The sequence below is a fragment of the Anaerocolumna cellulosilytica genome, assembly GCF_014218335.1.
Lineage (GTDB): Bacteria > Bacillota > Clostridia > Lachnospirales > Lachnospiraceae > Anaerocolumna > Anaerocolumna cellulosilytica.
In genome coordinates, this window is record NZ_AP023367.1 from 5,141,407 (window position 1) to 5,166,367 (window position 24,961).

21 protein-coding genes are annotated in these 24,961 nt (G+C 36.9%); 4 read left to right on the forward strand and 17 right to left on the reverse strand.

Annotated elements, in window-relative coordinates:
* Window positions 1-246: 246 nt before the first annotated feature.
* Complete coding sequence (locus acsn021_RS21475) at window positions 247-594, forward strand: helix-turn-helix domain-containing protein (protein ID WP_184092077.1); 348 nt, start codon at window positions 247-249, stop codon at window positions 592-594.
* Between the two features lie 3 nt (window positions 595-597).
* Here the strand turns inward: acsn021_RS21475 and acsn021_RS21480 are convergent, their stop codons facing one another.
* The 3 genes from acsn021_RS21480 to acsn021_RS21490 form a co-directional block, all read right to left on the reverse strand.
* Window positions 598-1,713 carry an aminopeptidase gene (locus acsn021_RS21480; RefSeq protein ID WP_207725117.1) on the reverse strand — a complete coding sequence of 372 codons (1,116 nt, stop codon included), beginning with the start codon at window positions 1,711-1,713 and terminating at the stop codon, window positions 598-600.
* Window positions 1,714-1,772: 59 nt separating this feature from the next.
* Window positions 1,773-4,298, reverse strand: a complete 2,526-nt coding sequence (locus acsn021_RS21485; RefSeq protein WP_184092079.1) for a hypothetical protein — start codon at window positions 4,296-4,298, stop codon at window positions 1,773-1,775.
* Between the two features lie 73 nt (window positions 4,299-4,371).
* On the reverse strand, window positions 4,372-5,556 hold the full coding sequence (locus tag acsn021_RS21490) for a methyltransferase (RefSeq protein ID WP_184092081.1): 1,185 nt from the start codon (window positions 5,554-5,556) through the stop codon (window positions 4,372-4,374).
* A gap of 209 nt (window positions 5,557-5,765) precedes the next feature.
* Here acsn021_RS21490 and acsn021_RS23035 point away from each other — a divergent pair, with 209 nt between their 5' ends.
* The gene (locus acsn021_RS23035) at window positions 5,766-7,436 is read left to right on the forward strand and encodes a hypothetical protein (RefSeq protein WP_185264933.1); all 1,671 of its coding nucleotides are present in this window, start codon (window positions 5,766-5,768) and stop codon (window positions 7,434-7,436) included.
* A gap of 154 nt (window positions 7,437-7,590) precedes the next feature.
* Here acsn021_RS23035 and acsn021_RS21500 read toward each other — a convergent pair whose 3' ends face one another.
* The 8 genes from acsn021_RS21500 to acsn021_RS21535 all read right to left on the reverse strand — a co-directional run bounded on the left by acsn021_RS21500 (window position 7,591) and on the right by acsn021_RS21535 (window position 16,053).
* Window positions 7,591-8,400: a YwmB family TATA-box binding protein gene (locus acsn021_RS21500; protein WP_184092085.1), complete on the reverse strand. Its 810-nt coding sequence runs from the start codon at window positions 8,398-8,400 to the stop codon at window positions 7,591-7,593.
* Between the two features lie 298 nt (window positions 8,401-8,698).
* Window positions 8,699-9,127 (reverse strand): ribose 5-phosphate isomerase B, encoded by a 429-nt coding sequence (rpiB, locus tag acsn021_RS21505; RefSeq protein ID WP_184092087.1) that lies wholly within the window; start codon window positions 9,125-9,127, stop codon window positions 8,699-8,701.
* Window positions 9,124-9,582: a low molecular weight protein arginine phosphatase gene (locus acsn021_RS21510; protein ID WP_184092089.1), complete on the reverse strand. Its 459-nt coding sequence runs from the start codon at window positions 9,580-9,582 to the stop codon at window positions 9,124-9,126. The genes rpiB and acsn021_RS21510 overlap by 4 nt, the downstream gene beginning before the upstream one ends.
* Before the next feature lie 48 nt (window positions 9,583-9,630).
* Window positions 9,631-10,686: an L-threonylcarbamoyladenylate synthase gene (locus tag acsn021_RS21515; protein ID WP_184092091.1), complete on the reverse strand. Its 1,056-nt coding sequence runs from the start codon at window positions 10,684-10,686 to the stop codon at window positions 9,631-9,633.
* Between the two features lie 127 nt (window positions 10,687-10,813).
* On the reverse strand, window positions 10,814-11,548 hold the full coding sequence (locus tag acsn021_RS21520; RefSeq protein ID WP_184092093.1) for an N-acetylmuramoyl-L-alanine amidase: 735 nt from the start codon (window positions 11,546-11,548) through the stop codon (window positions 10,814-10,816).
* Between the two features lie 64 nt (window positions 11,549-11,612).
* Entirely contained in the window at window positions 11,613-13,319 is a 1,707-nt protein-coding gene (locus acsn021_RS21525; protein WP_184092095.1) for a glycosyl hydrolase family 18 protein, read from the reverse strand.
* Between the two features lie 682 nt (window positions 13,320-14,001).
* A complete protein-coding gene (locus tag acsn021_RS21530) occupies window positions 14,002-14,649 on the reverse strand; it encodes a hypothetical protein (RefSeq protein ID WP_184092097.1) in 648 nt (215 codons plus the stop codon).
* A gap of 48 nt (window positions 14,650-14,697) precedes the next feature.
* Entirely contained in the window at window positions 14,698-16,053 is a 1,356-nt protein-coding gene (locus tag acsn021_RS21535; RefSeq protein ID WP_184092098.1) for a serine/threonine protein kinase, read from the reverse strand.
* A gap of 608 nt (window positions 16,054-16,661) precedes the next feature.
* Here acsn021_RS21535 and acsn021_RS21540 point away from each other — a divergent pair.
* On the forward strand, window positions 16,662-17,444 hold the full coding sequence (locus acsn021_RS21540) for an adaptor protein MecA (protein WP_184092100.1): 783 nt from the start codon (window positions 16,662-16,664) through the stop codon (window positions 17,442-17,444).
* A gap of 209 nt (window positions 17,445-17,653) precedes the next feature.
* On the opposite strand, the gene acsn021_RS21545 is transcribed toward acsn021_RS21540, so the two are convergent.
* Complete coding sequence (locus acsn021_RS21545) at window positions 17,654-17,857, reverse strand: DUF1858 domain-containing protein (RefSeq protein ID WP_184092102.1); 204 nt, start codon at window positions 17,855-17,857, stop codon at window positions 17,654-17,656.
* Window positions 17,858-18,069: 212 nt separating this feature from the next.
* Here acsn021_RS21545 and acsn021_RS21550 point away from each other — a divergent pair, with 212 nt between their 5' ends.
* Complete coding sequence (locus tag acsn021_RS21550) at window positions 18,070-18,237, forward strand: DUF362 domain-containing protein (RefSeq protein ID WP_184092104.1); 168 nt, start codon at window positions 18,070-18,072, stop codon at window positions 18,235-18,237.
* A gap of 57 nt (window positions 18,238-18,294) precedes the next feature.
* On the opposite strand, the gene acsn021_RS21555 is transcribed toward acsn021_RS21550, so the two are convergent.
* The 5 genes from acsn021_RS21555 to acsn021_RS21575 all read right to left on the reverse strand — a co-directional run bounded on the left by acsn021_RS21555 (window position 18,295) and on the right by acsn021_RS21575 (window position 24,913).
* The gene (locus acsn021_RS21555; protein WP_184092106.1) at window positions 18,295-18,966 is read right to left on the reverse strand and encodes a helix-turn-helix domain-containing protein; all 672 of its coding nucleotides are present in this window, start codon (window positions 18,964-18,966) and stop codon (window positions 18,295-18,297) included.
* A 289-nt stretch (window positions 18,967-19,255) separates the two neighbouring features.
* Window positions 19,256-20,593 carry a replicative DNA helicase gene (dnaB, locus tag acsn021_RS21560; RefSeq protein ID WP_184092108.1) on the reverse strand — a complete coding sequence of 446 codons (1,338 nt, stop codon included), beginning with the start codon at window positions 20,591-20,593 and terminating at the stop codon, window positions 19,256-19,258.
* Between the two features lie 31 nt (window positions 20,594-20,624).
* Window positions 20,625-21,071 carry a 50S ribosomal protein L9 gene (gene rplI, locus acsn021_RS21565; RefSeq protein WP_184092110.1) on the reverse strand — a complete coding sequence of 149 codons (447 nt, stop codon included), beginning with the start codon at window positions 21,069-21,071 and terminating at the stop codon, window positions 20,625-20,627.
* A 64-nt stretch (window positions 21,072-21,135) separates the two neighbouring features.
* Window positions 21,136-23,196: a DHH family phosphoesterase gene (locus acsn021_RS21570; RefSeq protein ID WP_184092113.1), complete on the reverse strand. Its 2,061-nt coding sequence runs from the start codon at window positions 23,194-23,196 to the stop codon at window positions 21,136-21,138.
* 259 nt (window positions 23,197-23,455) lie between these two features.
* A complete protein-coding gene (locus tag acsn021_RS21575; RefSeq protein WP_184092115.1) occupies window positions 23,456-24,913 on the reverse strand; it encodes a flippase in 1,458 nt (485 codons plus the stop codon).
* Window positions 24,914-24,961: the final 48 nt, after the last annotated feature.

The following is a 24,961-nucleotide window of genomic DNA, read 5'->3' on the forward strand; positions in this document are numbered from 1 at the left end:
TCTGTTTTTCCTCCTCGTGGTGATAAAAAATCCTTATTTCATATTATAAAGCTTTCCATTTAAACATCAATTCTTATTCCTTGTTTTTAAGAATTATTAATCTTTAGTAAGGTAAACGTAAGAAATATTTCATTGTTTTACCAAACCTACAATGTTATAATATTAACAATAAATTACATTTTGTAGAATAATACAATTTTATACAATATATTCAATACGCTTAGTAACTAAGGAGGCAATTTTTTTATGTCATTTGGTAAAAATCTCGAAAAAATACGTAAGGAACACAAAATAAGTCAGGCAAAGTTAGGAAGTGCCCTTGGAATTACACAACAGATGATAAGCAGCTATGAAAAGGATATTTCCTCTCCAAATATAGATTCTTTAATAAAAATAGCTGATTTCTTTCAGATGTCCGTGGACGACTTGATAGGACATGTTGTCAAATCAGAAAACGGTGAATCACAAAAGGCTCGTCTGAACCTTTTGTTTGATTCCTTAAGCAGTGAAGATAAAGAGCGATGTTTATTAATACTGAATACCCTGTTGCTTGACCGTGGTGAAACTGTTGAAAGAAAAAGAAAAGTCATCTAATCCTTACTTTAAGTTTTCCGGATTCAGACATTCTAATTCTTTCACAACAAACTTTCCGTCTTTACGAATTAACGTATCATCAAAATAGATTTCTCCTCCACCATATTCCGGTGTCTGTATACAAACTAAATCCCAGTGGATAGCTGATTTATTACCATTTGGAGCAATATCGTAACAATTACCCGGAGTAAAGTGGAAGGAGCCCATGATTTTCTCATCAAATAAAGTGTCTTTCATTGGTTTTAAGATGTAAGGATTAACACCTATAGCAAATTCACCTACATATCTTGCCCCTTCATCTGTATCAAATACATGGTTGATTCTTTCTGTATCATTGGCTTTTGCTTCTATTATCTTACCATCTTTAAAGGTTAGTACTATATTTTCGTAGGTAAAGCCCTGGAACACAGCAGGTGTGTTATAAGAAAGAACTCCGTTGATAGATTCTCTGACAGGTGCTGTAAATACTTCCCCATCGGGGATATTACACTCCCCTGCGCAAGGAATGGCTGGTATACCTTTTATAGAGAAACTCAAGTCGGTACCAGGCCCTACAATTCTAACTTTATCCGTTCTTTCCATCAGTTCTACCAGACTCTTCATTGCTTCATTCATTTTAGAATAATCCAAATTACATACATTAAAATAAAAATCCTGAAAGTTTTCTAAACTAGTGTTAGACAGCTGAGCCATCGCTGCATTGGGATATCTAAGAACCACCCACCTGGTTTTTGCAACTCGAATATCATGATGCACCGGGGTGGAATAAAATTTCTCATACAGTTCCATATTATCAGAAGGAACATCTGATAATTCAGATACATTATCAGTACCCCTGATTCCTACATAGCAATCCATTTCTGCCATTTCTTTGGCATCCACTTCTCCCATAATTTTAATTTGTTCCTCACTACAGGAAAGCAAAACTTCACGCTGCATGGTTTGATCTGTAAAATGCGGAAATGGTAATCCACCCACCTTATACACTTCTTTTACAATTTGTCTTGCCAATTCTTTAGTGGAATCCCCTACATAGTGGACGTATACTTTATCTCCTTTTTTTACCCCCATGGAGTAATTCACTAAATTGTGCGCTAAAGTCTTAATTCTTTCATCCATAATCTTCATCCTTTCTCTTTGGAATTTTTATTTTAAATTGCTAGTGTTTTAAAAGCCCACTATTGCATATAACTGAAAAATATGTTTCCGGCTCCTTCAAACAGTGAAGTACCGTCCTTTAAACCAATCTTCATCGTCCGATTTATAGACGGATCGATAACAGTTATATTATACGCATCATAGCCAATAATTAACACAGCATCTTTTCCATTTTTCATGGCAATAACAGGGTGATTTTTATTTACATAATATAGCACCTGCTCTAAAGTACAACCAGTCAGGTTTAGGACGGAATCTTTCAGGCCTTCTCTCAGCATTTCATAAACAGTACCTTTTTTCACTTTAGTTTCTGATGAACCAGACCTGTACTGTAAAAGCATAGTAACGCTTGCTGTCACACTGTCACTTCCATGGGATGTATATATTGGTGTGATACCTCTAATTTCCTTTAAAGTGCTTCTAACGGCTCTTTCCCAAATTATCCGCTGCTTATTATCAACAACAATACCAATCCTATTATAAGCCCGCACAATTGCCTCTCCAGCTTCTTCATAGATTCCTTCAATACCTCCTCTAGCATATACGGTATAAGGTTCGGTCTGCCTTTTTGATTCCTCGAGACGGAGCGTAGTATCTTCTTTAATTACTGTATTGACAGTTGTCTCTGTGGCAGGTACTTTACTCATTTCAAATCCTGAGGGTAAGGTAATATAGTATTCTGTTAACATTTTATCTGTAACTCTGGTAGTAAGACTAAAGGGACTGGTGGAAGTTATAACACGATTCAGTATAAAATCCTCTTCTGCCTGGGTAAAATCAGAACCTGCTTTTTTCACTCTTTTTAAAGTTATTACATTATCCGCAATCATAGTGTCTGTTACATAATATTTATTCTTACGGTATTCCTTTAACACTGTGTTGTTTTTATCTGCTATTTCAATTTTATACATAGGTATTAACTGACTTCCATCCAAGGCAGTAGTAACATCTGAAACTTTAGCAAATCCATAGATAATATTATCATCTATTTTCCCTAAGAGGTTTATACATTCACCAGTCAGTGCAGTAATTTTTTCCATTGACTGTGTTTCCAAATCAAGTATATTAATCTCTGTTGCCTCTGCCTGATTACTGCTGTTCTCCCAGGCTAAAAAGTGTTCTTTCATACTCACGACAAAATTATCACCGGTTATGTCAGAAGCAATCACTTCTGCCGCTTTAGTTGTCAAGTTATAAGAATAGATTTTATGATTTATGGTAAAATAAAAGACATTCAGTTTGTTTTTATAACTAAAAGAATCAAGCTCCTCCTTTAACACCTCATATGGTATATTCATAGGAAGATACACCAGTTCTTCGATACGGTTATCACTACTATAATATTTATAAAACACAATGCCAACCCGGCCTTCATAAACGCCCCGGTTCATATAGCCATAGACCATGAAGTCAATGTTGCCGTCATCATCCATATTCAGTATTTGCACATCGTGCTCTGGGTATATATCTCTGACATAGTCCGTATTCTCCTGGCGGAAGGAAAACACCCTAACAGCTTTGTTCTCTAAAAGATTATAATACCAAAGCTCACGTTCTCTGACAAAAGACAATTTATTATTTTCAGTGCTCGTAAATAACTTCATGTCGCTTTGATTTGTTATACCAATTTTAAATTGGCTCTTTGCCAAACTGGTCAGATTAATATCAAAAACCGATTCTATCTTCCTGTCATAATTTAATAGATACATTCTGGTATCTGTATAACGCACCCTATAGAACTCACTTACATAATAGTATTCTGTTCCGGACTCAGTTTCTCCGGATACCATATATCTAAGCACTACGGATGCTGTATCTGTATTGATTTCTTCAACATCTGGTACAATCGGTCCTACCACCTTAGGCTCTAAATTGCCCCAACTGACTAAATCAAAACTAGAATGAATATCTACATAAGCGAGTGATGTATTATCTGATCCAGCCTTTGGTTCCAGAAATGTCTTAATCTCCTCAGCCTTTTTTTTATCAAGAATTGAGGTATGAAAATTCATGATAAAATTCAGTTTTTCTTTATAATAAGAATTGTCTACTCTTTTAATTCTGGTATAATAATTCATCTTCTGGCTTTCACTGGTTACTAAGGTTATCTTAACAGCATATTCTGTATCAGGTGAAAGTGCTTCCGAAAGCTTAATACGTGCCGTCTTATACTCTTCTTCTTTTTCTAAAGCATTAATCGTATTGGTTTCGATAAGTTTGTTATCTGCTAAAGCCCTCAACTCATAGATTACCCTCTTAACATTGTTACCCTTTTCATTTATGACTACATCAAAGCTTTGACTGCTGTCTAATGGGGTAATATTTTCTCTGACAATATTAGCATTAAGATTTGTGCTGTAACCATGAAGCTGATTTATCTCATAATCCTTTAGCCTAATTGTTATTAGGGGAAAGGTGGTCTCCCCCATCTCCACGGTTCTAATTTCAATATCTGAAACCTCTTCCTGTATATCCTTACCGAAATAATACAAAGACCCTGCAAAGATACACAATAATATAAGGGTTCTATAAACATATTTCATCATATAATAGCCATGCCCTTTCTAAAACCCATGCACACCACAAGCTTACTTGCAGTATTGCACAAATAGAAAATTATCACTTCGTTACCCCTTCTTTTACCAACCGCTCTTTTAATAATTTGTATAAAGTAGGCTCCGCGCAAAGAAATTTCCTACAAGTATCGTAGGCTTGCCATTGCCTTTGTTTATCAGCGTTATCACTGCTGCTTTTTACAGCTCGAATTAATATGTTTTTCGGAGTATGTTCCATATCGATAAATTCAAGAATCTGGGAACGATAGCCCATTAGCTCTAACAATTCTCCCCGCAGGGCATCGGTGGCAAGTGCTGCCATTCTCTCCTTAATCAGCCCATATTTAAATAACGGATTTAATATAGGGTTTTGTATAGTCCCATTCAATTCATGCTGACAGCAGGGTACAGACAATATAACATCTGCCTCCCACAATACCGCCTTATAAAGTGCATAATCTGTTGCTGTATCGCAAGCATGCAGTGTAACTACCATGTCCACCTTTTTTACGCCCTTATAATCAGCGATATCTCCTACCAAGAACTGCAGCTCATCGTACCCATACTCTCTTGCAAGATTATTGCACTTTTTAATAACCTCCTCTTTTAAATCCAGACCGATAATTCTTATAGGATACCCTTTTATAATCTTTAGATAATAGTAGATTGCAAAGGTCAAGTAAGACTTTCCGCAACCAAAATCAAGTATAGTCAATTCTCTTTCTGTATTTAATGAAGGCAGTACATCTTCAATAAATTCTAAAAACCTGTTAATCTGCTTGAACTTGTCAAATTTCGCCTTTACAACCTTGCCATCTCCGGTCATAACTCCTAGGTCTACCAAGAAAGGAACCGGGGTTCCTTCTTTTATAATATAACTCTTTTCCCGGTTATGTCTTAACTCAGGCTCTAAGCTGCCTTCCAAAAGCCGCTTAGTTTTTATAGTTTCCTTACCTTTCTTACTAATTAAGGCAGTAATCTGTTTCGTACGGGTACGCAAAAGTACCTGTTTATATTTCTGATTTATCCATTCCGCTAACCTGTCAGTCAACTCCGCTTTTGTACAATTTTCATGAAAAACCTGATTGTTCCGGTATTCTGTGACCTGATAAAGCAGAATATTTTTTAACATTACCGGCCTTACCTTTATCTTGGTAACCGCCAAACCTGCCGGCGGATTGCTAAGTATCATATCTACAAAATCTATATCTAAGCTTTGGCTTACTAACTCAATTATATTCTTTTCCATGAATATGCCTTTCTATTTCCTTATGCCTCCCCAGACACTCATTGTCTAAGGTTCTATTCTTCGTATAAGTCTCATTTCCACTATGTATTTTATCATAAACCCTAAAATATTCCTACCACTTTTAAAAAAGTTCCTTGGTTTAATCACGGTTCTTTTTCAAAAGCATATATTGATTATAAAATGATATTGACATTCTTAAGGAGGATCTAATGAAATATTCCTTACCCGGATATTCACCTTATAACACTCCTGAGGAGCCAGATAGTAAAGTGGAAGGCATTGGCAAATCTGTAAGTCAGAGCTCTCTTTCAGCAGACGGTATTCCCAATTACTCCACTCCCTCAGGTGTATCAGGCGGCCATCTCCATAACCCTTACGTAAATACCTATTACTCAGATAGTATGGGAACTGCCTTCCAGCCGATTCCTGGTACATCCAGTTCTCAGCTTCCTGGCAACAACACGCCTAATACCCCTTCTGTTCCTGGACCTCAGACACCACCTACTCCTTCTCCCGGAACTGCTCCGCGAATAACATTACCCACTACACCGGGCTCACAGCCAACACCAAGGATAACAGTCCCTTTTAGTCCCAACTATCAAGCGCAGCCAAGACCTGCCACTCCTGGTACAACAACTCCCAGAACAACAACACCAACTATGCCTTCTCAGCCTGGGACTACCTCTCCAGTAACTCCTGGTACTCCTTCAAGACCTGGGACACCTATGCCTAATGTTCCTGCCATGCCGGGGACCACTCCTCCCGGTACACCTGGCAGAACGACTCCTGGAACTACTATGCCTGGTAATGGCACTATGCCTGCAAGGCCTTCTACTCCTATGACTCCTGGAACTACTATGCCTGGTAATGGCACTATGCCTGCAAGGCCTTCTACTCCTATGACTCCCGGTACTACTATGCCAGGCAATGGCACTATGCCTGCAAGGCCTTCTACTCCTATGACTCCCGGTACTACTATGCCAGGCAATGGCACTATGCCTGCAAGGCCTTCTACTCCTATGACTCCCGGTACTACTATGCCAGGCAATGGCACTATGCCTGCAAGGCCTTCTACTCCTATGACTCCTGGTACTACTATGCCAGGCAATGGCACTATGCCTGCAAGGCCTTCTACTCCTATGACTCCCGGTACTACTATGCCTACAAGACCAACTACTCCTGTTTTACCGGCAACTCCCGGTACTACATTCCCCGGCAATGGCACTGGAACACCTCCGCGGCCTTCTTCTCCTATGACACCTCCTAATGTATTCCCGGGTAATACCTCCCCTGGTCCGGGCAGTACTATGCCAAGAACCCAGAATCACAGCCATACTGCTGGAAGCAGCCGGGAAGATTATGACTTTAACGGCTTTCCTGCATATAACCCAAATGGTATTTATATGTCAGATGTAGCTCCTTATCACATACCATATGCAGTTCCAATGATGCCTCTTTATGGTTATGACAACTGCGAAGATGCTGATAAAGATTGGGATTATATGAGACAGATGTTTCCTGTGGCTGCCAAAAAAATACTTTCTGAGGTTGAAGATGAATGCGACAAGTTAGAGTATGACGGAAGCTGTATGTTCGATGAGTATCCAGACAGGGTATATCTTGGCCGAATCGTAGATAAAATATATGCAAGATGCAGTTATCTGGAAGAAGAGCTAACAAAGGAACACTTATCGACTTGTGGAGATAACAATGAAGACGATGATAAATATTTAAAAGCCAATCAATACGACTGCCGCTGCAGAGACAATAGACCTGGCTGCTGTCAGCGAAACTGGATGCGAGACTTTATTGAAGTTTTGTTATTCAATGAAATGCTCAACCGCCGCAGACGTTACAGAGGAAGAAAACGCTGGTTTTAGTTCATAATTCCAACAAAAAGAGGCTGTTCTAATTAAGATATTCATAGAGAAAGTTCCATGACTTCCTACACTGCTGGTTGAAAGTCATGGAACTTCTGCTGTCATATCTTAATTTTACCAGCCTCTGTTTTTTCAATAGTCTTTCTTTTTCCTGTTAGTATCCACCATTGATTACCGGAGTACCCAGATAAACATTTGTACTATCGGTTGTTTCGTCATAGTTCATGGCTACATGGATATTAATTTTTGTTCCCATAGATGTTACATACTCATCTAGTAGACCTGTATATGCGTAAATAGTAAATAACTTTTCAGATCGATTATCATATGCAATCTTGCCTTGCAGATTATCTACCATCCTATCTGCCAGTGTATTCATATTATCAAGACTTAGTCTTCCTTTATACTTACTGCTTAATTGCATTGTGGTTTCCACCTTATTTGTCTTAATCTCCTTAAATACTTTATCTAGCAATTTATGATATTCCAAAATGCTGTCAAGATTTTCATATAGTTTTAAGTCTACAATAATATAATGCTTTAGCTCGGGTATTCCTTCCTCATTTTCTTGTTCTTTGCTTATAACCTTAATTAAGGTTTCCGAGTTCTTTCCTATCTTTTGTAAGAGGGCTTCGCTGTCTTCTCCGTTTCTATTGACAATAACATCCTTATTCGCAGTTAAACCTATCTTTCCAGCAATAAATACAACCAAATCCCTTTTATCACTTTCACTAAGATAATTATTACCATAATCGGCCACCATTTCAAGTTCAAAAGAAGAAACTTCTGTGTTTGTACTTATAAAGGCTTCAAGAATATTACTTTTTGGAATTAAAAAATTATTTACAGCTATTTGCATGATTACTGCTATCCACAACACACCTAGCACATAAATAGTCATTTTTGATTTTTTCTCTATCATGATTTTTTTAAATTCTTTTGATAAACTACTTAATATTTCCATCCTGGCTCCCATCTGTGCGTACAGCCACTAAGCATTCTCACCATTTGGGTATGCTAATTGCCCTGCGCACGTATCAACAGTATCTACCCTACGTTACACAGCTTAAGTGCTGAGACAAAAACCACTTTCCTGTGGTTACGGTTACATATATTTCTATTTTATATTTTAACCATAAATATGTAATTTATTCAAATAAAAAAGCAGTTATAAACAGTGAGCATATCTTAGATGCTTCTGTTTACAACTGCCTTGACCTTTTATAACTTTGTTTCATTGACTATAATTATAGCTTAAGACATTAATCTTCAATTAATGCAATTCTTCTAATGTGTCTTTCATCTTCTGAAAAAGGTGTATCTAAAAAGGTATCCACTATTTTTAACGCATGGCCTGCTCCCACTACCCTTGCACCCATAGCCAGGATGTTCGCATCATTATGTGATCTGGTTGCCTCTGCACTAAAACAATCATGGCATAATGCAGCCCTAATACCCTTCATTTTATTGGCGGTAATAGAAATCCCAATCCCTGTGCCACAAATTAATATACCGAATTCACATTCTTTACGAATGATTGATTCAGCTACTTTTTTTGCATAAACAGGATAATCACAGGATTCTTTGGTATAAGAACCAAAATCCTTATATTCTATCTTCCTATTTTTTAAATGCTCTATAATTTCCTGTTTTAATTCATATCCGCCATGGTCACTGCCGATCGCTATCATGCTATTTCCTCCTCGTTAAGCTTATATACTGTTTTTTTCACTAGTCTTGCTAGTTCAACATAACATTCCTCATAATCAATTAACGTTCCTCCGTAAGGATCGGTTACATCACCATTTTCCCCCACGAATTCCTTAATTGTATATACATTATCAGTATATATAAAATTATCCATCACATTCTGCTTTTGCTTTTCCGTCATGGTTAGAATTAGTGTATTCTCATCAATATCGGAATTTTTAAGCCCTTTGGATATATGGCCTTCCAAATGCAGGTTGTGGCTTTTTAAAACCGTGTCTGCCTTCGGATTGGATGGCTCTGAAAATAATACTACTAGTCCTCTGGATGTCACCTGTCTGTCACTATTGGTTTCAAGACTTTTATATATGGTTTCTGCCATTGGGCTTCTGCAAGTATTACCGGTACATACAAATATGATTTTTTCATACTTGATCATATCTAATTCCTCCAATCAAATTCACCCGTAGCTTTAGGGTAAGAAAGGTTACACCTTCTTTATATGATAACCTGCTGCTTTTAATAAGCGGTTCATAATGGCTTGTCCCAGTTGGTTGTTGTCAAAACTTTCTGTAAATATATACTCGCACCCTTCTGTATCAAATGCCCTTAAAACCTCAAACAACCCTCTTGCAATGGTATTGTCATCTCTTCTGGTGCCAATGGTCTTAACAGTACCTTTCAGATAGAATGAGCGAGTTTCCTCCGTAGCAATAATACCGACCTTGTAACCTTGTAAAATCTTTTCTTCTGCTGCCTGATTTATGGACTTTATTACTTGCTTTGTATCCCCTTCATAAATCACTAGTTCACCTTTAGGAGAATAGTGCCTGTATTTCATTCCTGGTGCTTTTGGAATAAAATCGTTCTGAATACTGCGCGCCAGAACTGCCTTATCATATTCTACCTCTCCCACCACTTGGGAAAGCATGTCTTCTGTAATATAACCGGGTCTTAATATTATTGGTTTGTCAGCAGTCACATCAACGATTGTTGATTCAAGTCCAATAGTAACCTTCCCTCCGTCAATGACCATTTCTATTATGCCATCCAAATCATCCAGTACATGTTCCGCAGTCGTAGGACTTGGTCTGCCAGATACATTGGCACTAGGTGCAGCAATATATACACCGGATTGTTTGATTAATTCCTGAGCTATTTTATGAGAGGGCATTCTGACTGCCACTGTAGACAGTCCCCCGGTAGTGCTAAGTGGCACCTTTTCGCTTTTTTCAAAAATCAGGGTTAAAGGACCTGGCCAAAAAGCCTTTGCTAATTTAAGACCGTTCTCTGGTATATTTACTGCTATCTCTTTTAAGTCCTCCAAATCCGCTATATGAAGAATCAAAGGATTATCAGATGGTCTTCCCTTTGCTGCATATATCTTGCCAGAAGCATCTGCATTCAAGCCATCAGCCCCTAAACCGTAAACCGTTTCCGTTGGAAAAGCAACTAAACCTCCCGCCTTAAGAATCTGGGAGGCTTCCTCCAATTCCTCTATGGAAATGTTCACTTCATCTATCTTAATTCGCTTTGTATTCATAACTGCTCCTTAGCATGTTGAGGGTAATTGGGCGTACAGAATGTTTTCCATTTATTCTTTATTCATGCACATTATAGCACTAAATACCCATAAATGCCATATAAATTTAGACGGTGCCGGATATACCCTATTGTGCAGAAGAAACTGAAGTATTTATGTACCTCATGAGTCCAAGATGGATTGCCCAGGCAAGACGTTCCTGATAAGCTTCATCTATAAGTAAAGCCGCTTCATCACGATTGGACAAATAGCCACATTCCATAATTACAATAGGACATTCCACTTTCTTTAGCATATAGTAACTGTCATTGCTTTTGGCTACACGTTTATTGCCGTCCTGTAGGGTTTCTTTCATTTGTGCCTGCATTATCTCAGCATAACTTTTACCTTCCACAGAATTGGTATAGTAAAAGACTTGAGCTCCCCGTATACTTTCCTGCGTAAAGCTGTTCTGATGAATGCTAATAGCAAGTTCAGCCCGACTGCTATTGATTATATCAACGCGTTTCCTCATATCCGCAACCTTTTTATTAGAGTCACTCTCTGCGTAAAGTCCTATATCTTCTACCCTTGTCATAATAACCTTAATATCATTTTGCTCCAGAAGCGCCTTAAGTTTTAAAGCAATGCTTAGGTTAACGTCCTTCTCTTGTGCTCCATTAATTCCAACTTTTCCAGGATCTCTTCCACCGTGTCCAGCATCGATTACCATGGTTATCTCTTTCTTATTAGTTGTAAATTCCCCAGTTTGCTGCATAACAATAACAGTGTTGTCTGTCAGTATTAGTACAGACAGACACACCATTAGTAAAAATAAAATATGAAAATAGTTTTTATTTAATTTCTGTAACCTGCTGCTCATAGCCTACCAGCTTTATTATTTTTTACATTCTATGAATAAAACATTCTGTCTATGAGTCCCATCATTAATTTATATATTTCACAATTATATTCCAGATATTTTCTTTTTCAAGTCCTAGCTTCCAGCCCGCAATACCCGCCACATCAGCCTGTGTTACTACTTTTAACTTTTCTTCAAATGAGTCTTCTTCTTCCAGCCAGATTCTATATAAGGCATTATCCTTTTTATATTCACCATAGTAAAGACCCACATTTTCATCCCAGGCTGCTTCTACGCCATTCTCCTTTAATACTCTTTCAGCACTGGACATTCCAAATGCTTCTGAAGTCACAGTAACAGCTCCATCTTTCTCCGTTACTTCTTTCCATTGTCGGGTATAAAAAGGTAAGGCCATTATAATTCTTTCTTTTGGTACCATTGCCAGGGTATTCTTTACTGCACCCTCCACAAAAGAAAGTGAGGAAACCGGACCGCTTACATCTGAACCGCCATGATGCTCATCATATGCCATAATAATAACATAATCCGCAACAATTCCTTGTTCTTCCCTGTCATAGTAAGCAGAATAGCTGGTGGGTACATAATTGTCAACGGAAAGAACAATACCATTGCTGCGGCACTTTACGGATAATTCTCTTATGAATTGAATATAGGACAATCCTGCTGCGGATGGTATTTTCTCAAAATCTATATTAATTCCATCCAAATTATATTTGATAGCCTCTGCTACTAATTCATTCATAAGCTTTTCTCTTTTGGAAGTATAGGATAATAACTCACCCATGTCTACCTCGGTTGAAAAATCATCCACTAATCCCCAAACCTCAACTCCGTAATTATGAGCTCTATCCACATAACTCGTATCGGCCAAAGAAGATATATTTCCTTCATTATCGGTAATCTTAAACCACGTCGGAGACACTACATTAACACCCTTGGTTTTTTCCAAAAGATTTAATAAATTATTATTGGCATCTCTGTTAGTCACCTGGTGCCACACCAAATTTATCTTTTTATCTTTTGATATATGTGTATACTCCGGTGCTTCAAAATCACTTATTAAAGTCTCATAATAGGATTCCGCCACATGTTTATTTCTTACATAACCAATGACACCGTCTTCTGTCATAACTTTGCTGAAATTATTTTTTGCCACTTCACTGGTATCTACATAAGTTAATACCTGACCCGGTACTAATTCTACTAAAATATCACTCTTAATACTATCTTCATATCTTAATTGAGTTGTTTTTTTAACAGTAGTAAACAGATAGTCGCCCCAGTCATACTGTATCACCAAGCGATTCGGTTCTTTGTACAGTTCATATTCTAAGTCAGAAAATTCTTTTACAAATTCTATGGCTATGTATACAGTACTGTTTTTAACCTTAACAATCGTATAGCTGGTTTCTTTCTTGCTTTTATTGACAAGATAGGAATTACCGCCAAGCTCTGCTCGGATAATTTCAGAAGGAGTTGTATAGCTTAATACATTTTCCTTTGCATCCCAATAAAACCTCTTATTAAACATAGCAGTAACAGTATCATAATCCAGATATATGGTTGAATCCTCAATCAATGCTTTCTTTTCGTAGATACTATCCTGCATAATAACGAAAGCCTCTTCTTCAGAAACCTGATAGTAATCTGTTAGCTCCATACTCTTCTTGCTTGGTGTAAATTTACTGATAAGTGCTGCACCAACTGCTATTATTATAATTAGTAAAGCAATGGTAGTACCGATTACTGCCTGCTTTGCCTGTCTTTTCATACAAATCCTCCTGTATTATCCTTACATTAGAGAGCCTCACTCCACACAAAAAAGCTACTCATGTTCATTTGTCTTTCATTACCTAGTGTATCTGATTATTACTTGTTACAAGCGTTATCAGACTCACCCTAAGTAGTCATGCTTTTTATTATAGCATTGAATTGTACTATCGTCATTATCAAATTCGACTTTTTTATAAATTTTCCACCAATTCCTAGGATTGAACTAAATACTGCTTGTTCCAAAATAAAGTTATACTTTGTAAAGACAAGGAACCCTCTTGGGGTGTGGTGCTACTACACACCTAAAACGTAATATAAAAAGAAATAGGAATGCCTTGGGACTTAGGCACTCCTTTTCTATCAGCAATAAATTATTATCTTTACTCCTTATGAAGTATTGAGGATACTATATTCAGGTCTTTTATTTTACACGTATTGCATACCGTAATCTGATTAGCGGTAACACTACAACGAATTGTTGCATTTCGCTTCACAGTAAAATTAATAGCCTTGTTTCTTATGATTAGCCGGCCTATAAAAATTCTGGTGCTCTGACAAACAGGTTAGTAGTTACAAATAGGATAAGAAGGTCTTGTGATATGTTATCATAAAGTAACGTTTAGCCGGCTTACATCTAGAATTGTTTTTATGGAGTTTCTTATTGCTGGAAGGATAAAACGTTAGATGAATTTTCGAAAAAAATGAATCATATTCTGGGAAAGCAAAAAGGGATCCGGCTCATAGGGAACACCATACATGCTTCTTCCAAATTCTCTTCCGGCAGCTTTTATCTGCTTTTCTGCTGCAAAAGGGATGGCATATATCCATGAGTCACTTGTTTTTATCTCTTTTGAGACAGTAAGGAAATTCATAAACTTGTGTTTTTTCCATGCTGCCAGACTACTGACTACTATTTTTATATCACATCGCAGGAACTCATTGATATTCTTCCAGTCCGAACCAAAATCCAGAATCAGACACTGATATCTGTCATTCATTATATCTACAAGGTTTTTACTGTCTTTCTGAGGATAGAAAGTCACACGGTGAACCGTATAGGAATCTTCCTCCATAGACTCTTCTTCGCCACCATAAAAATATGATTTAAGACTACTAATATCTGAGGAAGATGGTTGTTTATCCCCAACTTCTATATAGGCTGTTCTATGACCCAGCCATTCGCTTAAATAGGTCGCCAGCATAAGCCCTAAGTGGGTTACTCCGACATTTTGATGTGTACCTGTTATTCCTATTATCAGCTTCCCCTGTTTATATTCTTTTCTAATACGCTTCATTAGCATTGGCTGTCTTTTCACTCTACCAGACATTCCTTTCTGACTCCATTTTTGTGTGACAGGACTCTATTACCTTTCACCTTATCCATATAACAGGTTTGATATAAAGTCCATTACATACTCATTTCCTTTTCCTTTAAAGGGATCTGGTTCATAGGGAATCCGGCTTGTTTTAAATTGACCCATTGCACCAGCTACTAAAGCATACTGTTTTCCATTCAGATAATTAAACAAAAACCTTATATCCTCTTCCGGTTCAATCTGCTTTAAAATTTCTTCCGTATATTGAAGCTCCCATTCTTTGCCCCCTGATACAATTAATTTATGATCTGCCTCTAAAAAATCCGTAATGTTTTCTTTGGTAAGGCAGCCAAAATCCATAACAGTGAACGGATATAACTCTTTATTATATGCATTTTCCAGGCTGGTTTCCGGTAGAAGATTACATCCGAATAATCGGTGTACACCGTGTCTTGTCTTATTATTCTGGTATCTGCTTAAAAGACTGTGAAGCTGTCCTGATTTGTTTTTTTCGATATACAAACCATTCTTATGGTGGGCGCATAAGTAAGAGGTGAGTAAAAATGCTAAATGGGTAGTACCAATCCTTTGTTGTGTTCCTGCAACTGCAATATGAAGGGTTTCATTGGATTTCTCTTTACTGGATACTTTACTTCGCTTCAGTTCTGATAATTTTTTATTTAGAGCTGCAACAGAAGGATAACGGAAAGAAGAATTGGCACGTAAGCAGCGTTGAATGCAGTTTGCTAATGCCTTACTGCATTGCAGCTCCAGATTTTTTCTTGCAGCCTGTCCCAATTCAAGTTCATAGGGATAGCCTGTTACAATATAATAGAGTAAAGCACCGATGCCATAAATATCAGTCCTTTCATCCGGGGTGGTTTTCGTATATAGTTCAGGTGCTGCGTAGCCTTTTGTACCAAGAGAAAAACTTCTCTTGTGTACTTCCTTTTTTGGTACAGATGCTCCAAAATCAATTAATCTAACCACACCGTCTGAAATTATCAGGTTGTCCGGCTTTAAATCCAAGTATAATATGGGATTATTTAAGGAATATAAATAAGAAAATAAATCACAGAGTCCTGCAGCTATCTCTATAACAGATTGTTCCGGAAGCCGTCCCTTTGACTCACGGAATTCAGATAAAGATTCCCCTTCAATATACTGCTCTATAATATAGGAATAGGAGTTATCCTCCTCTACATCATAAATAACCGGTATACAGGGATGTTTCAGATTTTTTAAAATATTTGCTTCATGAAGCAGTTGTCCATGAAGTATATGGTTTTTACTAATTCTTTTAATTGCCCTAAGAGTATGCAGCTTAATATGCTCAGCCAAAAAGACTTCTGCACTACCGCCTTTTCCCAGTGGTCTGATTATTAGGTATTTCTGAAACCAGATTTGATTTGCCATTTTCTCCTTTCTGCGGATATACCAGACGAAATCCAATTACCCATATAGTTATTATACCCATTTAAAATCTTTTTCTCAATCCTTTCTTAGCTGTTACGGTGCCAAAAATTTTGAATGTTTTATAGTAAATTTAACATAATATTTTATGCTATTTATTGAAATACCTATAAAATTATAAGGTAAATATATACAAATTAATGATAGTAATATATCCTAATTATACAAATCAGAAGTAACCCCACTCTAAGCCTTATTGCCCTTTTTCCAATACCTGGTATTGAGGGTGGATTTGTAATGTTTATGCTCTCCCGGCATATATTATAAACAGATATACAGTTAGCATATCTTGTTAGTTATACTTTTACTAAAACTTTCGCGCCTTGACCTCAGTAATTCATATTAAACTTAGTAATTTTTATACCTTTTGAAAACCTAGTATAATTGTAGGATGAACTCATTTCATGGTGTAAAAAATCACTTGACTAACTTAATTATTTAAATTATACTTTGTTTACAACATAACTATAGCTATCTTTATATCTTGTACTATATCATGTTGCAGCACTTAATTGTTTATGAGGCCAGCACATAGAAAAGGATGTGATTCTATGAAGATAGAGAAAATTAGCGATCGCCAGATTCGCTGTACTTTAAGCAGAGATGATTTAGTGGATCGAGAATTACGAATTAGTGAACTTGCTTACGGAAGTGAAAAAGCAAAGGCCCTGTTTCGAGATATGATGCAACAGGCTAACTATGAGTTTGGTTTCGAAGCCGAGGACATTCCTTTGATGATAGAAGCCATTCCGGTGTCGCCTGAATGTTTAATATTAGTGATAACTAAAGTAGAAGACCCTGATGAACTGGATACCCGTTTTTCCAAGTTTTCACCCGATTCTGATGACCACGATGATTTATACGAGGATGATTCAGAAGAATCTTATGCTGACGAAATTATCAACACGTTTGGACAGATGGATGAGTTATTGGGAGAATCTACTGAGGAAGAAAAAGAAGATTTTGTTCCACTTGCAGAAGCATTATCCATTAATAAGGAAGAACCCCACGAAGATCAGAAAAGCGTCTCCTATCAAACAAATTTGATGAAAGTATATTCTTTCAAGACTTTGAATGAAGTAACAAAACTATCCTGTGTCATTAGTAATTATTACAGTGGTAATAACAGTTTATATAAAAATCCGGTAAGTTCCTTATACTATTTGGTAATTACCAAATCAGACCACACTCCGGAAGAGTTTAATAAAATCTGTAATATTATATCTGAATATGGCCGAACAGAGCGTACAACTTACGCTAGCCCATATTTTTATGATGAACATTTTGACAGTATTATTAAAGATAATGCTACACAAATTTTATCTGCAATCTAATCATAATAGATATTGAATAGTTCTGTAAATTTGTATCTAAATTTAAATATTGATATAATAACTTTTACACAGAAAATTAGCTTGAACAGGATATTTGTTATAATTATATTCATGTATCTGGCATAGCTATAAATGAAAAACAGACCGAATCCAAGGTAATCCTTGTCTTACGGTCTGTTTTTCTATGGCAATGCGCCATCTATGCATTATTATTTATTCTGAAGATATTCATTGATTGTTGATAATAATACATCTGCATCCATTCCATGTACCATCGCAGCTTCTTCTAAGGATTCTCCCTGAGATGAAGGGCAGCCGATACAATGCATACCGGAAGCTAATAAAATAGAAACAACTCCCTGATCAACATTGATGATTTCACCAATTGTCATGTCTTTTGATACCTGTGCCATAATGATTCCTCCTTTAGTTTATCTATAAACTATACTAGTTAATTTGTTTGTTAACAATTTCATTATAATCTAAGTTGCTTTATGCGTCAAGGTAGTATTTTCTATGTAATCCTCCAAATTCTTTGCCTAAATTTGTTGCATATTTAACTTGTATTATACCGTAATTTATATTAAAATAAAGATTGAAAATAATATATAGGAGGTACATAATTATGGCATATAAAATTTCTGATGAATGTATTAGCTGCGGAGCTTGTGCAGGAGAATGTCCAGTTGGAGCTATTTCCGAAGGCGCTAGCCACTATGAAATCGATGCTGATTCCTGTCTGGATTGTGGTGCTTGCGCTGCTACATGTCCAACAGGAGCAATTGAGGCTTAATATATTCAAACACTTATGGACTGTTGTCTTAACAAACAAGAACAACAGTCCATAATTTTATGTATAACTTTTTTTAGTAAATATCCCTTTCTTCTTTTTTATTCGTTCACTCTTGCCTGCAGCGATTTCTGCACGACCTTGCTGGATTTCTCTCAGAGTTCGGTCGAACTGCTTAAATCTTTCTTCTTCACGCTCTTCCTTTACTTTCAGTAGATAATCCATCTCTTTTATAACACTAGTAGTAATGGATTCACTTAACACGTCTGATAATGCCTCATTATTATCTTCAATGGCCTCTGTTATTAATCTGCCCATGATATTTTTAAACTGCTCCAGTCTTTGTGATGACTTTTCCACTATCATATCCTGTGCTTCATTTGGCTCTTCATCTTCTTGTACGGCCAATGCTGATTGTACGGCTTCACCTGCAATATCATCCATATATTTTTTATCCCACTCTTGCTGCATTTTCTCTACTTCTACTTTCCCCAGCCTTCCCAGTCTTTGAATCTCCGGTAATAGCATTTTAATGGCCCGTAGCTGATAGCCTTTTTCCTTGAGGATTTTAACAGCCTTTAGAACTTCAATATCCTCCTCCCTATAATATCTATGCCCCATCTCATTCCTTAGTATATGTATATTCAATTCTTCTTCCCAGTATCGTAATGTATGTTGTTCCACATCAATTCTTTTTGAGGCCTCTGATATCATATATCGAGTATCGTGCATAATCTTCCTCCTCGGTTAATTGTAATATTTTTACACTCATTTAATTATATCATAGGCATCTTTCATTGCAATATACTAGAAGTAATTTCTTAATTATCTTATCGACAGTAACAGTCAGCAGCTTGTCCTACCCACCACCCCTTGACATATTAAAACAGCATCATATTTTTCTTAACATTCCCTGTTAATAAATAAAAACCGCCAGAGCTCAATTTCTGAGTTCTGGCGTATATAATATATCTATATATCTTCTTATTTCTTATTATGTTGTCTAATTTACTCTTAAATTTTATCCATTCTGGCGTTCCAGATTAGCAAATTTCGTAAATTGAGAAAGCCAGGCAAGCTTAACCGTCCCGGTAGGACCATTTCTTTGCTTACCAATAATTACCTCTGATATACCTGCTTCCTCTGAATCATGGTTATAATAATCATCACGATACAAAAACATAACAATATCCGCATCCTGCTCGATAGCACCGGATTCCCTCAAGTCAGAAAGCATAGGGCGTTTATCCGGTCTTTGCTCTACAGCACGGCTTAACTGGGAAAGAGCTATAACAGGCACACTTAACTCTCTGGCAAGGCCTTTTAAGGATCTTGATATTTCAGAAATTTCCTGTTGTCTTGACTCAGATTTTTTACTGCCTGTCATAAGCTGTAAGTAATCAATGATTACCAAACCCAAATTATGTTCTAGCTTAAACTTACGGCATTTGGAACGAAGTTCACCAATAGAAATGCTTGATGTATCATCTATAATTAAATTAGAGTTACCAATCATTCTGGCACTTTCAACTAACTTCAGCCATTCTTCATCGCTTAATTCACCGGTACGTATTGCCTGAGAATTAACCTTAGAGTGCATTGCCATAATACGCTTTACCAACTGGTCCTTTGACATTTCAAGACTAAAAATAGCTGTTGTTGTATTCCCTTTTAGCACAACATGCTCTGCAATATTTAATACAAAAGCTGTTTTACCCATGGAAGGTCTTGCTGCTATCAGTATTAAATCGGAAGGCTGTAAACCTGCCGTCTTATAGTCCAAATCATAAAAGCCAGTTGCAACACCGGTAACGCTGCCTTTGTTTTTCGCCGCAGCTTCAATACTTTCCAAAGACTTAAAAACAACATCGCGGATACTTACAAAATCACCGGAATTGCGTTTTTGCAGGATATCGAACATCTTTTTTTCAGAATCTTCAAGTATTGTCTCTATCTTCTCTTTATCTAAGTAGCATTCGTTGGTAATGGATTCTGTAACCTTTATCAATTGGCGCAGGGTAGACTTTTCTTTTACAATATTGGCATAGTACCTAATATTTGCTGAGAGTGGTACCGATGCAATCAAATCTCTAATGAATTCAAGGCTGCATAGCTCCGGGGGAACATCTTTTTCCTTTAACTTGTTTTGAAGAGTAATCAAATCAACAGGTTTTCCTTCATTAAATAGCTCAATCATGGCATCATATAATACCCCATACCGCTTTTGGTAAAAGTCTTCCCCTATTACAAGTTCTGAAGCGGCAATTATGGCATCTTTATCCATAATCATAGAACCAATTACCGAACGTTCCGCTTCATCACTATGAGGAAGTACCTTTTTTATAAATGCCTCATCCATTGATTTACCTCCTAAAGTCAGCAGTTATCTATTATTGTTCACTTACCTTCACCTTAAGTTCAGCTGTAACCTTGGGATGAAGTTTAACAGGAACTGTATGTGTTCCAATGGTTTTAATTGCTTCTGGAAGTTGCAGTTTTTTCTTGTCAATATCCATACCATACTGAGTTTTTAAAGCACTTGCAATTTCTTTGGATGAGATAGACCCAAATGTTCTTCCACCTTCTCCTGCTTTTATTTTGACATCCAAGGTCTTACTCTCTAAATCCTTGGCTAAAGCCTGGGCTTCTTCTAATATTTCTTTCTGTCTCTTATCTTCTGCCGCTTTTTGTAATTTTAAATCATTAAGATTTTTAGCATTAGCCTCTAATCCAAGTTTTTTAGGCAATATAAAATTACGGGCATAGCCGTCACTTACATTTACCAACTCTCCTTTTTTTCCCAACGCCTTAACATCCTGTGTCAATATAATCTGCATATCTATATCTCCTTTCAGAAATCATGTCCCGTACAGTTCATAAGAACTGTTTTAGACATAGTTATTATAGTTCTCCTTCTTGTTTCATTGCGGACAGGGTCGCTTTTAAATTGTACATAGCTTCTGCCTGGGTACAATTTGTAAACTGGGCACCCGCAACACTCATATGCCCTCCTCCTCCAAGTCGCTCCATAATCAATTGAACATTTACTTCGTCAATTGATCTTGCACTTAGATAAATCTTATCATTAAATTCCGTCAGTACAAACGTGGCTCGGATATTTGTAATATTCAGTAGTTCATTAGCCACCTGTGCGCCTAATACGGTAGGACTGCTTACGCCTGCACTTGAACATACTGTTATAGCAAAATGCTCCAGATAAACTTCTGTTGCACTAATTGCCTCTGCCTTAACTTTGTATTCATCCATATCACTGCGAAAGGATTTCCGGATACGGGTTACATCTGCTCCGTTTCTTCTTAAAAAAGCTGCTGCTTCAAAGGTTCTTACACCTGTCTTTGTTAAAAAGTTATTGGTATCAATCATTACACCTGAGTACATAGCATCTGCTTCAACCTGTTTTAATCTCAGCCCATCTCCGATGTATTGAAGTATTTCTGCAACCATCTCGCAGGAAGAGGATGCATAAGGCTCAATATAGGACAATACTGCATTCTCAATGGCTTCACCCGTTTGCCTGTGATGGTCAAGAATTACTATCGTTTTGGTTAATGACAACAATTCTTTACACTCTGTGTAGTTTGGGCGGTTTACGTCTACTATTACAAGCAAGGTGTTATTGTCCACAATCCCCATAGCCTGTTCACTTTTTAAGAACATATCATCTTCATATTCCGGATTATTAATAAATCGGTTCATCAACGGTCTGACAGAAGTTGTAACTTCATTAATGACAATATGGGCTTTTTTATTCAGGGTCTTAGCAATACGATATATACCAATTCCCGCGCCAAAGGAATCCACATCCCCAATAGCATGTCCCATAATTACAACTTTGTCCTTAGCTTCTACAAACTCTTTTAAGGCATGAGCCTTCACTCTTGCCTTCACTCTGGTACTCTTTTCAAGTTGTATACTCTTACCGCCATAATAGAGAAGTTTTTCTCCTTCCTTAACAACGGCCTGGTCACCGCCCCTGCCAAGAGCTAAATCAATGGCGGCTCTGGCATATTCATAGCTTACCTGATAAGAATCTGTATGAACCCCAAGTCCAATACTAATCGTTACTGACATCTCATTTCCGATATTGACTGCCCTTACTTCCTCTAACAGATTAAATTTGTTCGCTTGAAGCTGAGGAAGATATTTTTGCTTAAATACAAAAATATACTTATCCTTTTCTAGTTTCTTTACAATAGCATCAATACTTTGCATGTATTTATTTATTTTTCGGTCTACTAAGGCAATTAAAAGTGAACGCCTAACTTCATCAATACTTTCAAGAGCTTCTTCATAGTTATCAATATAGAGTAGACCCGTTATCATTTTCTGATCATTGTTTTGTTTTATTAAACTCTTGATTTCCGTTTCATCATAGATATACATGGCTATCAGACTGTTTGCGTCACTAAAGTCCATATCCTCATCCTGGTAGCCCCAGGGACTGTTCTCTGAAAAATCTTCTGCAATAATTTTACGAAGTACCACCTTATAATAATTATTGCCCCGAAGCAGCGGAACTGTCTGATCCTGCATATCTCTTGGCAAGACTGCTTCTGTAATCTCAGGAAATATATTGCTTATGGATTTTTGTGCCTTAAATTCATTTTCAATCATATCGAGGAATTCATTATTACCCCAAAGCAGTCTTCCGTCATAATCCAGCACCGCATAAGGCAGTGCCATTTCTTTTAAAAGCTGCTTTTGAACCTGTCCATAATCCGCCGCATAGCGAATTAAGTCTCCAACGATGTAAGGTCTTTTAAAAAAGTACAGAAACAGTGCGATCAGAACATACACAATAACAAAACCGGTCATGATAATCCCTGCCTGCCGGTCAACCAGATGAATCGATAGATTCATAGCTATCAACAGTAGAGATAACATAACAGGCCATTGCAGATATGCCTTCAATGCTCCTTTTACTTTTATCTTCCTTTTCATTTTTACACCCATTTCATACTACAAGCTTGCCTGCAGTATTGCCGCCTTAATAAAGGTGAGATAATTTCACCATTAAAATTAGATGCGGCAACTTTCTATAACTAATATTTACAAATGTTTATCGTAAAGTTTATTATAACATTTATAGCCATGAAATTAAAGTTTTTTTTATAAATCCTAGGGACACTCCTTTAAACTTGCCTTATCTAAGTGCTGTTCCCTTTTATTTTTAAACCCTTTTTACATGTAATACCGCTAATCAGGGTGTAGAATTGCTTTTTAACTTCACACTAATCCCCTTTATAACCACCTTATAAAATAAATCCTTTCGTAAAGTAGCTATTAGAATTGTAAAAATAATACAAAACACACCACCCAATCCAATTTGTACCAGTAATTGAACAAGTCCTGTTCCTAACCAGTTACCACAAATAGAAACCAGAAACATCATTATAACACCTGTTAAAAGGTATGGAAGGGAATTGGTGATATACCTTATTACCGGTAATTGTTTGCGCAGCCAAATCATCTGCACAAACATAACGGAAAACTCAGCAACTATAGTGCCAATGGCTGCACCCTTAGCCTGATATCTAGGAATCAGCATCAGGTTAATCGTCAGATTAAGTACTGCTCCAACAATTGTAGATATAACATATACCATGTCCATGCCTTGGGGAATGAGATATTGTGTCCTGATGATATTTGCCCAGGCTATAAAAAATACGCTCAAAGTCAGGTATACCAGTAAAACACCACATTCTTTAAACCCTTCTCCAAAATATAGGGTAACAAAATTATGACTTACTCCAATCATGCCAAATACCATAGCAGATGCAATAATATTCACCAGCATAAAGGAATTCTCTATATATTTCTCACCATCTTCTTTCGTTCCCGTGGTAGCAATATTGGTCATCCGTGGAAGCATGACGATGCCCATGGCATTTATGAAACCTATGGGTATATTATTAATCTTCGTGGCGTTTTCATAAAATCCTACCTGTTCATAGGTTGACATATTCCCTAGCATAATTTTGTCCATTACCTTATAGACGCTAAACGCCAGTACTGGAATAAACAGAGTTATGATAGGCTTAAGCTGACAACGTATTCCTTTTATGTCTGGTCTTACAAACGTTACAAATTTACGCAGATATAGCCACAAATAAACCTGGCTTAAAAGCGTTCCCACTGCCATTATCAAGGTGAATATCCATAAATCTCCTGTATCTTTTACATAGAGAAAAATCAGAACCACCGTTGCCAGTTTAATTAACACATTCCGCAATACAGTAAACCTAAAATTCTCCAAACCAAAATACAGCCAGCTTATATCAAAAATACCGGAGCACAAAAATATCAACTGAAGCCATGGTAAGGGGCTGCTATTCTTTACCACCATCAGCAAGTATATAAGATAGATTAGAACACCAACTCCATGGGTAATTAATTGCACCGTATAAATATTCCAAAATACTTCACTGCGTTTTTCCATGCCTGTTCCTGATGAGGCTATGGTACGGTTACCATGCTGAGTAATACCAAGCATTGCAACCAACATAAAATAATAAACAACCGAATAGGTATAGGAATATTCACCGATTCCATCTGCACCAAGTACTCTCGAAATGTATGGGGTAGTAACTAAAGGAAGAAACAAAGATAAAAATTGATAGGATATATTATAAATAAAATTCTTTTTTAAGGTGCCCACGCGCATAACTCCTACTCTTAATTCTCTAGCAGTTGACAAAAACCTATC

Coding starts and splice junctions, on each gene's coding strand:
- acsn021_RS21515 (WP_184092091.1), bottom strand. CDS start 10,686: ATGAATACAAAGCGAATTAAGATAGATGAAGTGAACATTTCCATAGAG.
- acsn021_RS21525 (WP_184092095.1), bottom strand. CDS start 13,319: ATGAAAAGACAGGCAAAGCAGGCAGTAATCGGTACTACCATTGCTTTA.
- acsn021_RS21500 (WP_184092085.1), bottom strand. CDS start 8,400: ATGGAAATATTAAGTAGTTTATCAAAAGAATTTAAAAAAATCATGATA.
- acsn021_RS21475 (WP_184092077.1), top strand. CDS start 247: ATGTCATTTGGTAAAAATCTCGAAAAAATACGTAAGGAACACAAAATA.
- acsn021_RS21545 (WP_184092102.1), bottom strand. CDS start 17,857: ATGGCACAGGTATCAAAAGACATGACAATTGGTGAAATCATCAATGTT.
- acsn021_RS23035 (WP_185264933.1), top strand. CDS start 5,766: ATGAAATATTCCTTACCCGGATATTCACCTTATAACACTCCTGAGGAG.
- acsn021_RS21550 (WP_184092104.1), top strand. CDS start 18,070: ATGGCATATAAAATTTCTGATGAATGTATTAGCTGCGGAGCTTGTGCA.
- acsn021_RS21530 (WP_184092097.1), bottom strand. CDS start 14,649: ATGTCTGGTAGAGTGAAAAGACAGCCAATGCTAATGAAGCGTATTAGA.
- acsn021_RS21510 (WP_184092089.1), bottom strand. CDS start 9,582: ATGATCAAGTATGAAAAAATCATATTTGTATGTACCGGTAATACTTGC.
- rpiB (WP_184092087.1), bottom strand. CDS start 9,127: ATGATAGCGATCGGCAGTGACCATGGCGGATATGAATTAAAACAGGAA.
- rplI (WP_184092110.1), bottom strand. CDS start 21,071: ATGCAGATTATATTGACACAGGATGTTAAGGCGTTGGGAAAAAAAGGA.
- acsn021_RS21490 (WP_184092081.1), bottom strand. CDS start 5,556: ATGGAAAAGAATATAATTGAGTTAGTAAGCCAAAGCTTAGATATAGAT.
- acsn021_RS21540 (WP_184092100.1), top strand. CDS start 16,662: ATGAAGATAGAGAAAATTAGCGATCGCCAGATTCGCTGTACTTTAAGC.
- acsn021_RS21570 (WP_184092113.1), bottom strand. CDS start 23,196: ATGAAAAGGAAGATAAAAGTAAAAGGAGCATTGAAGGCATATCTGCAA.
- dnaB (WP_184092108.1), bottom strand. CDS start 20,593: ATGGATGAGGCATTTATAAAAAAGGTACTTCCTCATAGTGATGAAGCG.
- acsn021_RS21480 (WP_207725117.1), bottom strand. CDS start 1,713: ATGGATGAAAGAATTAAGACTTTAGCGCACAATTTAGTGAATTACTCC.
- acsn021_RS21485 (WP_184092079.1), bottom strand. CDS start 4,298: ATGATGAAATATGTTTATAGAACCCTTATATTATTGTGTATCTTTGCA.
- acsn021_RS21535 (WP_184092098.1), bottom strand. CDS start 16,053: ATGGCAAATCAAATCTGGTTTCAGAAATACCTAATAATCAGACCACTG.
- acsn021_RS21520 (WP_184092093.1), bottom strand. CDS start 11,548: ATGAGCAGCAGGTTACAGAAATTAAATAAAAACTATTTTCATATTTTA.
- acsn021_RS21555 (WP_184092106.1), bottom strand. CDS start 18,966: ATGCACGATACTCGATATATGATATCAGAGGCCTCAAAAAGAATTGAT.